The organism is Thermostichus sp. MS-CIW-41 (assembly GCF_054058915.1).
The window spans coordinates 61,727-76,073 of the sequence record NZ_JBSSBO010000011.1 but is presented as its reverse complement, the minus strand read 5'-3'; the positions used below and the strand labels follow the sequence as shown (position 1 = coordinate 76,073).

12 protein-coding genes and 1 tRNA gene are annotated in these 14,347 nt (G+C 56.2%); 6 read left to right on the top strand and 7 right to left on the bottom strand.

Features of this window, described 5'->3' with window-relative positions:
- Window positions 1-134 precede the first annotated feature (134 nt).
- A complete protein-coding gene (locus ACVWXE_RS05450; RefSeq protein WP_457489770.1) occupies window positions 135-389 on the top strand; it encodes a hypothetical protein in 255 nt (84 codons plus the stop codon).
- A 40-nt stretch (window positions 390-429) separates the two neighbouring features.
- On the opposite strand, the gene ispD is transcribed toward ACVWXE_RS05450, so the two are convergent.
- From ispD to ACVWXE_RS05430, 4 genes are all read right to left on the bottom strand, one after another.
- Window positions 430-1,137: a 2-C-methyl-D-erythritol 4-phosphate cytidylyltransferase gene (ispD, locus tag ACVWXE_RS05445; protein WP_457403050.1), complete on the bottom strand. Its 708-nt coding sequence runs from the start codon at window positions 1,135-1,137 to the stop codon at window positions 430-432.
- A 149-nt stretch (window positions 1,138-1,286) separates the two neighbouring features.
- Window positions 1,287-2,693 (bottom strand): ammonium transporter, encoded by a 1,407-nt coding sequence (locus ACVWXE_RS05440; protein WP_457489769.1) that lies wholly within the window; start codon window positions 2,691-2,693, stop codon window positions 1,287-1,289.
- Between the two features lie 151 nt (window positions 2,694-2,844).
- Entirely contained in the window at window positions 2,845-3,183 is a 339-nt protein-coding gene (locus tag ACVWXE_RS05435) for a P-II family nitrogen regulator (RefSeq protein WP_011430352.1), read from the bottom strand.
- Between the two features lie 151 nt (window positions 3,184-3,334).
- On the bottom strand, window positions 3,335-4,750 hold the full coding sequence (locus ACVWXE_RS05430) for an IctB family putative bicarbonate transporter (protein ID WP_457489768.1): 1,416 nt from the start codon (window positions 4,748-4,750) through the stop codon (window positions 3,335-3,337).
- Window positions 4,751-5,632: 882 nt separating this feature from the next.
- On the opposite strand from ACVWXE_RS05430, the gene holA reads away from it, so the two are divergent.
- The gene (gene holA, locus ACVWXE_RS05425) at window positions 5,633-6,625 is read left to right on the top strand and encodes a DNA polymerase III subunit delta (protein WP_457384625.1); all 993 of its coding nucleotides are present in this window, start codon (window positions 5,633-5,635) and stop codon (window positions 6,623-6,625) included.
- On the opposite strand, the gene ACVWXE_RS05420 is transcribed toward holA, so the two are convergent.
- The 3 genes from ACVWXE_RS05420 to ACVWXE_RS05410 form a co-directional block, all read right to left on the bottom strand.
- The gene (locus ACVWXE_RS05420; RefSeq protein WP_457384624.1) at window positions 6,613-7,224 is read right to left on the bottom strand and encodes a cytochrome c oxidase subunit 3; all 612 of its coding nucleotides are present in this window, start codon (window positions 7,222-7,224) and stop codon (window positions 6,613-6,615) included. The genes holA and ACVWXE_RS05420 overlap by 13 nt on opposite strands.
- A 118-nt stretch (window positions 7,225-7,342) precedes the next feature.
- A complete protein-coding gene (gene ctaD, locus ACVWXE_RS05415; protein WP_457489767.1) occupies window positions 7,343-9,049 on the bottom strand; it encodes a cytochrome c oxidase subunit I in 1,707 nt (568 codons plus the stop codon).
- A 77-nt stretch (window positions 9,050-9,126) separates the two neighbouring features.
- Window positions 9,127-10,131, bottom strand: coding sequence for a cytochrome c oxidase subunit II (locus ACVWXE_RS05410; RefSeq protein ID WP_457489766.1), 1,005 nt, complete (start codon window positions 10,129-10,131; stop codon window positions 9,127-9,129).
- 519 nt (window positions 10,132-10,650) lie between these two features.
- On the opposite strand from ACVWXE_RS05410, the gene ACVWXE_RS05405 reads away from it, so the two are divergent.
- The 4 genes from ACVWXE_RS05405 to ACVWXE_RS05390 all read left to right on the top strand — a co-directional run bounded on the left by ACVWXE_RS05405 (window position 10,651) and on the right by ACVWXE_RS05390 (window position 14,340).
- Window positions 10,651-11,778 (top strand): FAD-binding oxidoreductase, encoded by a 1,128-nt coding sequence (locus ACVWXE_RS05405; protein ID WP_457489765.1) that lies wholly within the window; start codon window positions 10,651-10,653, stop codon window positions 11,776-11,778.
- 143 nt (window positions 11,779-11,921) lie between these two features.
- Complete coding sequence (locus tag ACVWXE_RS05400; RefSeq protein WP_083757667.1) at window positions 11,922-12,734, top strand: TPM domain-containing protein; 813 nt, start codon at window positions 11,922-11,924, stop codon at window positions 12,732-12,734.
- Window positions 12,735-12,817: 83 nt separating this feature from the next.
- Window positions 12,818-12,890: transfer RNA gene (locus ACVWXE_RS05395), tRNA-Thr, on the top strand.
- Window positions 12,891-13,098: 208 nt separating this feature from the next.
- Complete coding sequence (locus ACVWXE_RS05390; protein ID WP_457489764.1) at window positions 13,099-14,340, top strand: RNA-guided endonuclease InsQ/TnpB family protein; 1,242 nt, start codon at window positions 13,099-13,101, stop codon at window positions 14,338-14,340.
- Window positions 14,341-14,347: the final 7 nt, after the last annotated feature.

Here is a 14,347-nt window from a genome sequence, read left to right as displayed (position 1 = left end):
TAGCATGGAGCAGATAGTGAAGACTTCTTTACTACTGATCAATCCATCCTCCTTCCGAAGTTGGTTTGCTAAGTGCTGCTATTGTACCCCTTGAGCCCTTAACAGGCTGTAATCTGTGTAGGCCAGCCCATACTGTGAATGATCCTAAGCAAAGTAAGCGTGATGCTTATCTAGCGGATAGAGGCTGGGTTGTAGTTCGGTTCTCAGAACGGCAAGTTTATGAAGAAAGTGAAAAGTGCATTAATCTCATCTTTTGCTTGGTTTCAGGTGTCTTGGGTGCATTAGATTCTAAACAGCCAGACTTATCATTTTCATTTCCAACGGACCACAAGAGATGGGGTGATCAAAGTGCTCTTAGTGAACCTAGATTTCTTCCTCCCTACTTTTAATTCCCAAGGTTGAGACTGGCCCTACCGGGATTGAATTGAGCTAACGCGCTGGTCCGAGACGCTGCTGCAAGATTTGTGCGGCCAGCAACACATCCAGGGGGGTGGTTAGCTTCAGATTGGATTCCTCCCCTTCGACGATGTAGACTGGCCAACCCAGCTTCTCGAATAGGGCTGCATCATCGGTTACCTGCCAACCCTGGGCCAGAGCCTCCCGATGGGCTTGCCATAGCATCGACAGGCGAAACCCCTGCGGCGTTTGCGCTGCCCACAGCCGGCTGCGTTCTGGGGTTGACTGAATTTGGATCCCTTTTGGGCCTGCCTCAGCGACTTTAATCGTGTCCTTGACAGGGATCCCCGCGATGAAACCATCCACCTGCTGCAAAGCAGCACTACAGCGATCGAACAACTTAGGGGTAGCTAGGCAGCGGGCCCCATCGTGGATCAACACCCGCTCTACTGTTCCCAGGTTATAGAGATACTCAACCCCCCTGTAAACCGACTCCTGCCGCGTCGCCCCCCCTTGTAAAAGCTGCACCGGCGTGGACAGATCCATTGCCGCCAGGATCTGCTCGATGGCCGGCCAATCGCCGGGTTGGGAGAGAATGCCAATCCACTCGATGGAGCTGGCTCGATCCGCAGCCTGCAACGTCCAAGCCAAAATTGGCTGACCCAAGAGCGGCAGCAACAGCTTGTTGACCGCAGCCCCCATTCGCTTGCCGCTGCCAGCCGCCGGGATCAGAAGGTGCATGGGATCCAAAAGCGCATTCAACCGGATCCCAGTGTACTGCTTGAGGTCAACAAGCCACAAAAGAGAGGGCCAGACCTGACCCCCTCTCTTGATTTTCAGTCCCGTGTCGCTCAGATCCGACAGCCTCCCGTCGAACCGAGCGCAACAGCTCAAGCTCCCTCCACCTCGGTGGCAGCAGTAACGAAGTCAGGGTAGGCTATGTTGCCGTGCTCGCCCACATCCAAACCGGCAATCTCTTCCTCGGCGCTGACGCGCAAGCCAACAGTTACCTTGAGGATTAAAAACAGGATTAGACAGGTGATGAAGGGCCAGAAGAAGAGAGCGAGAGCGCCTACCACCTGCACGCCGAACTGTGCCCAGGTAACCTCCGAATTGGCGTGGGCAAACCAAGGGATCCCTGCTGCCAACACCCCCCAGATACCACAGGTGCCATGCACGGAAACCGCGCCCACTGGGTCATCAATTTTCAGCGTCGTATCCAAAATCACCGCGGAGAGCACCACGAGGATTCCGGCCACCGAGCCAATGATCAAGGCCCCCAGCGGATGAACTGTATTGCAAGGGGCAGTGATGCCCACCAAGCCCGCCAGCACCCCGTTGGCGCCAAAGGTCATGTCTGGCTTGCCAAAATGCACCCAGCAGGTGATTGTCGCCCCAATGGCCCCCGCTGACGCGGCTAGCAACGTATTCATGGCAACCCAGCCAATGTCTGCATTCGCAGCAGTGGTCGAGCCAGCGTTGAACCCAATCCAGCCCAAGGCGAGGATAAACACCCCCAACATCCCCAGCGGCAGGTTGTGGCCAGGGATCGCCCTCGGTTCTCCATTAGGGCCGTACTTGCCAATGCGAGGGCCGAGCACAATGGCGCCTGCCAAGGCCGCAGCGCCGCCTACCAAATGCACCACCCCCGATCCAGCGAAATCAATGTAGCCCAGATTTTCCAGCCAGCCAACTGTGCCGCCGTTGTAGTCCCCAAACAGGCCGTTCCAAGCCCACCCCCCGGATATAGGGTAGATGATGGCGGAGATAAAGAGCGAGTAGATCAAGTAGGCCAAGAACTTGGTGCGCTCCGCCATGGCTCCGGAAACAATGGTGGCGGCAGTGGCGGCAAACACCAGCTGAAAGACAAAGAAGGTAAAAGGCCAATCCCCTGCTTCGTGGGCTTGCTGCCAGTTGAAAGCAAACCAACTGGTTCCGAAGAAGCCATCACTTTTGCCGAACATGAGGCCAAACCCAATGAACCAGAAGGCGCAACAGCCGATGCAGAAGTCCATCAAGTTCTTCATCATGATGTTGGCGGCGTTCTTGGCGCGGGTAAAGCCCGTCTCTACCATGGCGAACCCCGCCTGCATGAAGAACACCAAGGCTGCTGCCACGATCGTCCAAACAATGTCAGCGTGTTTCTGAACTGCCTCGGCCTCTTGAGCAAAGGCAGTTCCCTGGCCGAATAGAAAGACCAGCGCAGCCATTAGAGCAGCAGTCAGACTCCACCTGGCCGGTCGCCAGAGCCACTGGGGCACCTGGCTCTTGAGCTTTTGGATCATTGTTGTACTCATGCTTTTCGACTCACCTAAAGGGACAGTACTTCTCAAAAGACATTACCCGGAAAGTGGGGCAAGAACATCTCATCAGAGATACAGCAAAAGAGACATGCAGCAAACCCCCACAAGGCTCAGGACGGGTAGCCCAAACCTCAAAGATCCCTCCTTACAGGGCATCTTGGTTGAGTTCGCCAGTGCGGATGCGGATGGTTTTTTCGACGGGGCTGATGAAAATCTTGCCGTCCCCAATTTCGCCGGTGCGAGCCGCTGCAATCAGCTTCTCCACCACCGTATCCACCAGGTCATCTTCGACCACGATCTCCACTTTCAGCTTTTGTAGGAACTCTACCGTGTACTCGGATCCCCGGTAACGCTCGGTTTGTCCCTTTTGCCGGCCAAAACCCCGTACTTCACTTACGGTCATGCCGACAATCCCGGCATTGACCAAAGCAATTTTGACCTCATCCAACTTAAATGGCCGGATCACGGCCTCGATTTTTTTCATCTGCCTCCTGCACCCTGAACAGTTCCGCTAATTTCTAACACTACCAACACCTGTGAATTGTAAAAACGGATACATTTTTTATCTCCTACTGAAGATGCTTACCACTCTGGGTTGGCTCCCGTCAAGACTGGAAGGTCAAGCTTAAGCTACCCTAACGGGAGGAAGCCTCCGATGGGGTCTCACCAACATCCACGGGCGGCTGAGGGCTAAGAGAGGCCAAGCTGGCTGTAATGAGCGCTACCGCAAGCCACCACAGCATTTGTACCTGGGGACGATACCAGATGGTATCCACCAAGCCGTGGGCCATCATGCCGGTGCAAGCGGCCAAGCCTGCTGCCACCCATAGACCCTGGGGATCCCGCAAGTTGAGCAAAGTTTTCCAGCATCTCCAGCCGTGATCCCAGAGCACCAAGAGGAACCAGGCGAAAGTTAAAGATCCGATGAAGCCAGTCTCCACGGTGAGCTGCAGCGGCACTGAATAGGCTCCAAGGGCGCTGAAGTTGCCTCGTTGGTAGAGGGGATAGACGCGGTTAAAGGCAACATTACCGGGGCCGATCCCCAAGATGGGAAAGTCGCGGATCATCTCCAGCACCGCCGCCCAGACATTGAGGCGAAAGTTGTTGCTGGTATCCAACCGCCCCCAAAAAAGGCTCTGCACCCGCAGCCGCAGGGAGCGTACCGTCAGGATCCCGAGCAACAGAGCAGCCCCCCCTCCGCCCAACAGGGCCGGCAAGGCCCAACGCCGCCAGCGGGCTGGCAAATCGACAGAATGCCACTGTGCCAACAGCACGGCCATCAGGGTGAGCATGGCCAGCCCCCCAATCCAGGCGCCACGACTGTAGGTGAGCAACAGGCAAATCAGGTTCACCGCCGTCGTAAACCCGGCCAGGAGTTTCGCCCCCCAACTGGGCCAAATCCAAGTGGCGGCCAGCCCCAGAGGAATGACCGGGATCAAGTAGCCCCCATACAGATTTGGATTGCGCAGATAGCTGTACACCCGCGTCAGACCCGCCAAACCCGACTCCGGATCCACCCAGGTGGCCAGTTCCGCTGCCCCATATAAGTATTGCCGCAGGCCATGGATCCCCATCACCAAGCTGACCAAAAGCAGGGATCCAACGATCCCATCTCGGAATTGGGGTTTGCGCAGCAGACGATGCAACAACAGATAACCAGCCAGGTAGAGAGTCAACTTCAGCCAGCCATCCCGTGCTGCGTAGGCAACCGGAGAGAGAATCGTCGCCAAGGTGGCAATTCCCCAGAAAAGGACCAGGGGCAGATGCAGCGGCAGCCCAATCGGCATTTCCACCAAAGCGCACAGGCCCACCAGAGCGGCCATAGCCAGCAAAATCAGGCCCAGGATGCCGGTGGAGCTTTGCGCAGAGAAAATCCAGTAGAGCAGCACTAGCCCCAGGCCAATCCGGTCGGAAGTTTGAACCAATATGCTGCTCTTCCCCCAACTTTGCAGGGATCCCAACAGGCGGCCCAAAAGGCTCCCCTGCTGCCAAGCCTTGATGGGAAAGTCGCGCAGCAGAAAACCCTGCCACAGTTGCGTTGCTCGTTCCATAATCCTCTGGGGCGTGTTGGGCCCAAATCCCCACACCTCAAGTCATCCTACTGGTTTCACCAGCGGGACAAAGCTTTAGTCTATATCCCCAGAGGCAAAGAGACAACGAAGAAGAGCGCAACTTCTTATCGCGCCAGCCGGACAAAGTCCTCGTTAACAAAAATAAAGAATCGGCTAACTCACAAGACTCTACAAGACGAAAAGCATCGAAGAATTGTCAAAGAAGAATTGTCAAAGTTGAGCTTTCGGTCTTAAGAACAAATCGCTATAGAATGCAAAGAAAGAGTAACGAGAAAAACCACAAGAAAGATCTGTCCCAATTTTTAAGTAAGTGTTGGATCGCCGCAGTCAAAAATCCTCCTGAATTACCACAGATTAATTCTCGAAAGACTCTTCAGGCAACATAGGCTAAAGCTTGACCTTGGGATCCTCTTTTGCCCTGATTGCTGAGACTCGAAGAGATCTGATCGCCTAGGGAGGATAGACTTTTTGACTCAGATTGACCTTCCTTCGCTTTGGTTTTGTTTTGGGAATTGAGGTTGGAATAGTGAATCTGAACACGAGTGGGGCGGCCCAGCCCTAGGGCAGATCCCATGCAACGGGCTAAGATTTGCACCTTAAACTCAAACTCGCCAATGCCATCCATAATCTTTAACCCTGCAGTCTCTGCTCCTAATTCAACTGTAGGAGAAGGTCTACGAAACCTCTTCAGTGGGAATACAGAACTTTTTGAGTCAAGCTGGGCTCGGTATCTTCACTTGGACTGGCTCCCTCCACCAAGTTGAGCAGGGATCCCGGCCAAACCGCTTAGACAAGGGGAACTGACCTACGCAAAATGGAGGAAGTAGGGGAAAAGCATCTCGTAAATCACTCGGTCGAAGCGTGCCCGTTTACCTGTACTGGGGAGATGACACCTATCGCCTGATGCAGGCGGTACAGCAGTTGCGCGACCAAGTGCTGGATCCCCACTGGGCTGCTTTTAACTACGATCGCCTGCCGCCGGAATCCACGATTGCCGGGCTCAACCAAGCCATGACCCCGCCGCTGGGATCCAACGCCCGCTTGGTTTGGCTGGAAGAGACAACACTCACCCAACATTGCCCGGAAGATCTGTGGGAAGAAGTGGAGCGCACACTGGCCCAGTTGCCCCCCACCACCCATTTGCTCTTGACCACCAGCAGCAAACCGGATGGGCGCCTGAAATCCACCAAAATCCTCAAAAAAACGGCCATTGTCCGCGAGTTTTCGCAACTGGCCCCTTGGGATGAGGAGGGCATTCTCCAGCAGGTGCAGCGGGAAGCTGAACAACGGGATCTGGCCCTCAGCCCGGCAGCCGCCCAGAAATTGGCCGAGGCGGTGGGCAATGACTCCCGTCGCTTGGCGATGGAATTGGAAAAGCTGGCCCTGTTTACGGCAGGTCAACAGGATCCCATTTCTCCTGAACAAGTCGAGGCGTTAGTTCCCGCCAGCGCCTACAACAGCTTTCAATTGGCGGGATCCCTGCGCAAAGGGAATCTGGAACAAGCCCTACGCATCTTGACCCATCTGCTGGATCACAACGAGCCGGCCCTGAGGATTCTGGCGGTGTTGGTAGGCCAATTTCGCACCTGGCTATGGGTGCGGCTGCTGCTGGATCAGGGAGAACGGGATCCCAAAGTCATCGCCCAGAAAGCAGAAATCGGGAATCCCAACCGGGTTTACTTTCTGCAAAAAGAGGTGGGATCCCTGAAGACCACAGCTTTACTGAAAGCAATGCAGCAGCTTTTGCAATTGGAATACAACCTCAAGCAAGGACAGCCGGAACGAGATGCCTTTCAAGAAGCGCTGATCCAAATCGTGGCTATATTGGGTGAAGGCCGAGCTCAGAGCAAGTAGAGCAGAATAAACAGCACAACCCAAACCCCATCCACAAAGTGCCAGTAGATCTCAGCAGCTTCGACGCCAAAATGATGTTGAGCGCTGTAGTGGCCGGGTTTAAAGGAGCGCCAGAGCACCGCCAAAATGAACAGCAACCCTGCCAGCACGTGAAGACCATGAAACCCCGTTAAAACATAGAAGGTGCTGGCAAACAAATTGGTGGTGAGGCCAAACTCCAGGTTGCTGTACTCATAGAGTTGCCCTGCCAGGAAAACCGCCCCCATCAGGGCTGTGAGGGCAAACCACAGTCGCAGGCCCTTGACATCATTGGCCTTGATGGCCGACCCAGCTTTGTGAATGACGAAGCTGCTGGAGAGCAAAATCACCGTGTTGATCCCAGGCAAAAGCAATTCCCGCTCTGGGGTTCCCTCCGGCGGCCACACCGGGGCGGTGAGGCTATAGGCCAGGTAGGCCATGAACAGCCCTAGGAAAAGACAGCCTTCTGCCACCAAAAACATCAAGATGCCAAAGACGCGATGATCTGGGTGCTCAGCATGGGCAGTGTGGGCCCTTGAGTGGCCAACCATCAGCGTTTCAGAGGCAAGGGATCCTTGCATATTCCTTTCCACCTAAATTCCTGAATTCCTGAGACTTCTTGAGGCTGTACAAGCAGCCCAGCCAAGACTGGAATACCCAGTGAGCAGGGGATCAGCCGCCCACCGGGCATCCGGCCTGCTAAGAAGAAGTAGGCTCCGCTTCCGCCAGTGCCAGCTCCCGCACGCTCTGCAACTGAGCAGCAAAGTAGTCCAGCGTCTCTTTGCTGTGCAAGCCGTAGTCGTAGGGGCCAGTTAGCAGAATGGGATCCCCATAGAAGTTGTGGGCAGGCGGCGGCGAAGCAGTCGTCCACTCCAGGGTGAGAGCCTGCCAGGGGTTGTCTCCCGCCTTGGGCCCGGCCACCCAGGAGTAGATGGCGTTAACCAAAAAGGGCAGGGTGGAAATGGCCAGAACAAAGGCCCCCACCGAGCTGATCCAGTTGAGGTCGGCAAATTGGGGATCGTACTGGGCCACCCGGCGGGGCATCCCCATCAGGCCCAGCTTGTGCATCGGCAAGAAGCACATGTTAAAGCCGACAAAGGTCAACACAAAGTGCACCCGCCCCCAAAACTCGTTCAGCAGCCGCCCCGTCATCTTGGGGAACCAGTGGTAGATGCCGGCATAGATCCCGAACACGCTGCCCCCAAACAACACATAGTGCAGGTGGGCTACCACAAAGTAGGTGTCGTGAACGTGGATATCCAGAGGCACCGAGGCGAGGATAATCCCGCTCAAGCCGCCGATCACAAACATCGAGACAAAGCCCATGCCAAACAGCATGGCCGAGCGGAAGTGGATTTTGCCGCCCCACAAAGTGGCCAGCCAGCTAAACACCTTGATCCCAGTGGGAACGGCAATGGCCATGGTGGCGATCATGAAGAACACCCGCATCCAGTCAGGGGTGCCGCTGGTGAACATGTGGTGCGCCCAGACGATCAACCCCAAAAAGCAGATGGCCAAGCTGGAATAGGCAATGGCTTTGTAAGCAAAGATGGGCTTGCGGGCATGCACCGGCAAAATCTCGGAGATCATGCCAAAGACCGGCAAGATCATGATGTAAACCGCCGGGTGGGAGTAGAACCAGAACATGTGCTGGTACACCACCGGATCCCCGCCGCCGCTGGGGTTGAAAAAGGCCGTGCCTGCCAAGAGGTCAAAGCTAAGCAAAATCAATGCACCGGCCAAAACCGGTGTTGCAATGAGGGTAAGAATAGATGCTGCCAGCATGGCCCAGCAAAACAGCGGCATGTCTTCCATCTTCATGCCGGGCATGCGCATCTTCAGAATGGTGGTGATGAAGTTAACCGCCGCCAGGATGGAAGAGGTTCCTGCCAACAAAATGCTCAGGATCCAGAGTTCTTCCCCCACCTTGCCGCTGATCAAGCTGAGGGGGGGGTAGGAAGTCCAGCCGGCAGCCGGAGCCTCTATGAACAGGCTGGCCAAAAGCAGGATCCCTGTGGGCGGAACCAGCCAAAAGGCCACTGCATTCAGCTTGGGGAAGGCCATATCCCGCGCCCCAATCATCAGCGGTACTAGGTAGTTGCCAAAGCCCCCTGTCAGCGCCGGCACGATCCACAAGAAGATCATGATCGTGGCGTGCAGGGTAAAGGCGCCGTTGTACCGCTCAAAGCCGAGAAAGTCCGCCTCCGGGGTAGCCAGCTCTGCCCGTACTGCCGTCGCCAGCGCCCCTCCCACCAAGTAGAAGAAAAAGGTGGTCACCAAGTACTGGATCCCGATGACCTTGTGATCGGTGGAAAAAGTAAAGAAGCGCCACCAAGGCTCAGCAGGAAGTTCCAGTTCAACCTTCGGTGCAGCAACAAGTCTTGGGCTGTCTTGCAGCTGGGTCATTGCACAAAAGCTCCTATATCGCGTTGGCAGAATGTTGTTCCCACAAGCGCAGGCCAAAGGGGCGTCAGGGATCCCAGCTAGCCTGCGGAAGGAAGGGATCCAGAATGGGACTGGAGAGACTTCAAATCTGAGGGGGAGACGCCCAAACGCTGGTGGTGGACATGGGCAAAGGCAGACTCGGCCTCAGGGGAGCCTGGCCGAGGAGAGGGATGGACTGGCGAGAAATCTGAAACGAGGGCCAAGGTGCTGCCCTCGCCACGGGCGGCCAAAACTTGCTCCTGCTGCCAGCGCTCGAAGTCTTCCGGCGTATCCACAAACAATTGCCCTGCCATCACCCCATGATAGGGGCCGCACAGCTCTGCGCAGATGATGGGGTACTGCCCCAGTTGGGTAGGCACAAACTCCAGGTGGGTCTCTCGGCCCGGGATCACATCCTGCTTGAGGCGAAACTGCGGCACCCAGAAGGCATGGTTCACATCCAGAGCCGTCATATCCAAGCGCACCCGCTTGTTTAGAGGAAGGTGCAGCTCGCTGGCCACCAGGCCGGAATCCGGGTAGGTGAACAGCCAAGCGTACTGCATGCCCTGCACCTGAACGACCAGATCCGGCTGGCCCATTTCCTTCCCGGGTAGCACTACAGGGGTATAAGCGTAGCCGGGATCCCCCGCCTCAGCTTCGTGGGAAGACTCCATCGCCATGGCCGTGTGGATATGGCCGCCCACATCGGTGCCCCCGTAAACAGCCTGATAGACATCTATACTGGCCAAGCCCAACCAAAGAATGATCACCGCCGGCACCGCCGTCCACACGATCTCCAACAGCACATTGCCGTGATTGGGATCCCCGTCGCCTTTGTCGCCTCGCCGCTTGCGGTAGCGGACAATACAGTAGAGAAGCACTCCCTGTACCACCAAAAAGATCCCTGTGGCAATGGTCATGGTGCTGTTAAAGAGGCTGTCGAACAAGGGGGCTGATTCGGCAGCAGATTCGGGAAGCAGATGGTGGTTTTGCCCGTACCAAAGGCTTGCCAGGGTCAGGAGGATCCCCATACCCACCAAGATGATGTTGCTCAGCGCACTCACGACTGCTTTTCCCCAATACAAAGAGCGTCCATCCTAGCAGATAATCTGCTCACAGCGTCTGCAAACTACCTTGCTCAACTTAATCCGTCGTTTTTTACTGTTGCCGTTTTTTATTTTTGTTTGCATTGTTTACGGGGTTTACAAAGTTTTCCGATTGTAGAGTCTGCTTCGCTGCGCACGGCTTCTCCACTAGTATCAGATAGTAGTCTGCGGGAGAGAGAAACCCTGCAGGCTTATGGATCTCTTCAGGATCTTTCAGGGTGAGCAGTGACGAGGCGGAGCTTTGGTTCCGAGATTTTCGGCAGACCTGTGTAAGGGCGGTACCACATTGAAGGCTGACTCTGGTTGAGGGTCATCTCTCCAAGCTGAGATTTTTGCTGGCTGTAGACTGAGGTAGGGTGGGATAACCCCGCAATTGGGCTGGTTTGGACAGGTTTTCTCTCTTTAATCTCTGCTTCTGTTTAATCTCTGATCTCTGCTTCGCTTTCCCCAATGTCTTCTCCCCATTCACTGGCGACCTTGCTATCTGATCCAGGGGATCCCTTGCCGATCCAGACTCCATCAACGGTCTCGGAATTGGCCGGAATCTTAAAGGAGTGCCAAGGGCGGAAAGTGCTGCCGCTGGGGCATGGGAGCAAATGGAGCTGGGCCCACTCTGTGGAGCCGGTGGATTTGGTTCTCAGCACGCGCGGCTTACGCCGGCTCATCGACCATGCGGCTGCTGATCTCACCGTCACGGTGGAAGCTGGCATGACTTTGGCGGAACTGCAACACATCTTGGCCGAGCGGGGGCAATGGTGGCCGGTGGATCCCCTCTATCCGGAGCGGGCTACCCTGGGGGGCATTATCGCCACTGCCGATACGGGTTCTCTGCGCCGGCGTTACGGCGGGATCCGCGACTTGCTGCTGGGCATAGCCTGGGTGCGGGCGGATGGGGAAGTGGCCAAAGCGGGCGGGCGGGTTGTCAAGAATGTTGCCGGCTATGACCTGATGAAGCTGTTCACCGGATCCTTGGGCAGCCTAGGAATTTTGACCCAGGTGAGCCTGCGGCTTTACCCCTTGCCGGCAGCTCAGTCTGCTTTGCTGGCTACAGGATCCCTGCCGGAGCTGGAGGTTTTGTGTCGGCAGGTGCTGACCGGCCCCGTTAACCCTGTGGGGGTGGATCTCTGGCTGAGGGCAGAGGGATCCCAAGTTTGGCTCAGCTTTCATGGATCGGAGCGAGCAATCGCCCAACAGATGGCCCAAACGCGGCGGCTGGCCCCTGCAGGGCTGACTTTGCAGGAAGTGAATCCCGGCTCTCTGTCCCTGCCTCAACCCGGCTCAGGAGCAGTGCTGGCCAAGTTCGGGTGCCTGCCCAGTCAGAGCTTGGCAACACTGGAGCAGTTTCAAACCCTATTCCCTGGGGCTCAGGTGCAACTGCACCGAGGCTGTGGGCTAGGACGGGCTTGGCTGGTTCAGCCAGAAGTGGGATCCCTAATGCAACTGCAACGCTACCTCAAGTCTGCAGGCGGATTTCTCCTGCTTCTGGAGGCGCCGCCAGCTCTGAAGAGGGCTCTTGCCCATGACTTTGGCCCGGCTGCAAGTCTGATGCGCAAGCTGAAGCAGCACTTCGACCCCGCCGGCACCTTTAGCCCCAGCTTGATATAGGCACTGCCCCTGTCACCGCTCCTTCCCCGGGATCCCTCTGGCCAAACGTCTTGTTCCGGTGCATGATAGATCTATAAGAAATTGAAACATTTCTTAACATCATTTCTCAGTATCTCAGCGTCAAAGCTAAGAGAGGGATCAGCATGAGCATCGAGTGGCAACGGATACTCCGCGTTGGGGTGGGCTTTTGCCTTGGGCTGTTGATTGCGGTGGGTGGGGGATCCCTGACCTGGGCGCAACCTGCCCTGCCGGTGGTGCCGATGGAGCTGCCTCAGCCGCCCGTGCCGGTCTTGGACTTGGCGGATCAGTTGACCAGCAATCAGGAAGCTCAACTGGCCCAGCATCTGAACAAGTTAGAGCAAGACACCGGCTGGAAGCTGCGGGTGCTGACTCAGTTTGATCAAACTCCAGGCCGTCAGGTGAAAGAGTACTGGGGCTTGAATGAGCGCAGCGTTCTGATGGTGGCGGATCCCAGGGGGGGCAACTTGCTGGCGTTTAATGTGGGGGATGCTGTGCGCGAGATCTTGCCACGTACCTTTTGGATTGAGCTGCAATCTCGCTTTGGCAACCAATTCTATGTGCGGGAGCACGGCACCCAACGCGCCATCCTGGAGACCGTTGATGTCTTGGATCGCTGCTTTCATCAGGGGGGCTGCCGTGTGGTGCCCGGCCTGCCTCAAGAGCAGTGGATCCTAACGCTGGTGACCTCGATTTTGGGCGGGATTGTCTTCGGGTTTGCCGGCAAGCCCCGCCATGCGGAGGAGCTGTTTAACTGGCGTTGGGCCTTGCTCATTTCTCCCCTGTGGTTCATTCTGTTCGGGGCCTTCGGTATCGGCCCGGTGGTCACACGCACGCAGGATTGGATCCCGGTGTTGCGCAACGTCTTGGGGTTTCTGGCAGGGGCTTTGGTGATCTACCTGGCTCCCATTGCTCGCCCGGCAGTGGATCAGCAGTAGCTGACTCGTGAAGTCGGCTGGGCGTCCTTCCCTGCGAGCCCCAGTTCGCAGGGGACAAATGCTAGAATCGGTGAGCAGAAATTGCTGATGTAGCTCAGTTGGTAGAGCACTCGACTTGTAATCGAGCGGTCGTCAGTTCGAATCTGACCATCAGCTTCTGGTGCCATGGAACTTGGCTCTGCTGTCTCCTCTCGCTGAAGCCGAACTCAGCTTCTACACTGGTGGTTAGATTGGCATTAGCGGGATCCCTGGGTCTTGTTGACAGGAGGCCAAGGCCGATCCCTGCTCAGCTAGAAATCGCAGGAGCCCCGCACTGTACTCGTAGGGTCAGTGTCGGGAGGAATGCGGAAGTTATGATAGAACCATGACCCAAGTCCTGACCGTCTCCTGCAAGCTCAAGGTGTCCCCGTCGCAAGCCGCAAAGTTGGATGCGACAATGGATGCCTTTGTGCAGGCGTTGAACTGGGTCAACCAAAACACACCAGAAAAAGTAGTCAACGCAGTCAAACTCCAGTCCCTTTGCTATTACCAGATTCGCGCTCGGTTTGGCTTGTCCAGTAACTTGGCAAGGACTACGTCCCGCTTACGCGACCAGCAGGTGTGCAGACGGCTGGCCGGCGCCCGTAAAGTTGCCCGACAGAAAAACCGTCCGGTCAAAGCGTTCAAGAGAGGCTTTGCGACCTACGATGCCCGTATCTTTTCGTTCCGCGAGAAAGACTGGACGGTGTCGCTGACCACGGTGGAGGGGAGAGAACGCTTTGAACTAGCCATTGGCAACTACCAGCGTGGGATGCTGGCTGGTTCTAACCCCAAATCGGCCACCCTAGTCCAGCGGAAGGACGGCTCCTACTACATCCAGATTTGCGTAGAGAAAAACCCGCCCAAGCAACAAGATACCGACAGGGTAATCGGGGTGGACTTGGGCAGGACGGATATCGCCCATACGTCAGAGGGGGACAATTGGAATGGACAGCAGTTGAACCGAATCCGAGACCACTACTCCCGGTTGAGGGCGGTACTCCAACGCAAAGCCAGTAAGGGCACACGCAGTTCGCGGCGCAGATGCAGAGAACTGTTGCAACGGCTGTCTGGCAAGGAGAGACGCTTCCAGTCGCGTCAGCGTTGCGTAGCAAAAACGTGGGTCAATCATCGCATCTCCAAAGCTATTGTCTCTAGGGCAAAGGCGACAAACAGCGCTATTGCTCTGGAAGACTTGACAGGGATTCGGGAAAGGGTCAATCAACAGCCACGCAGCAAAGCCGAGCGGCGTAGGACCAACAGTTGGGCGTTTTATCAACTCCGTCAATTTTTGGAGTACAAGGCTCTGCGTGCGGGGGTTGCTCTGATTCTTGTTCCGCCTGCCTACACGTCGCAGACCTGCCACCGGTGTTTGCACATTCATCCCGACCCTGCGCAATCCTACCGCAGTGGGAAGCAGTTTAAGTGTGGACACTGTGGATGGGAAGGGGATGCGGATTTGAATGGTGCGAATGTGATTGCGCTTTTGGGGGCTGCTGTAAACCAGCCTAGAGGTTCGTGGTTGGCTTGCCAACTGCAGGGCTACCGAAAGCCCGCCCTGTACTGCGAAGCAGTCAGGGTCGGGTAGTTTACCC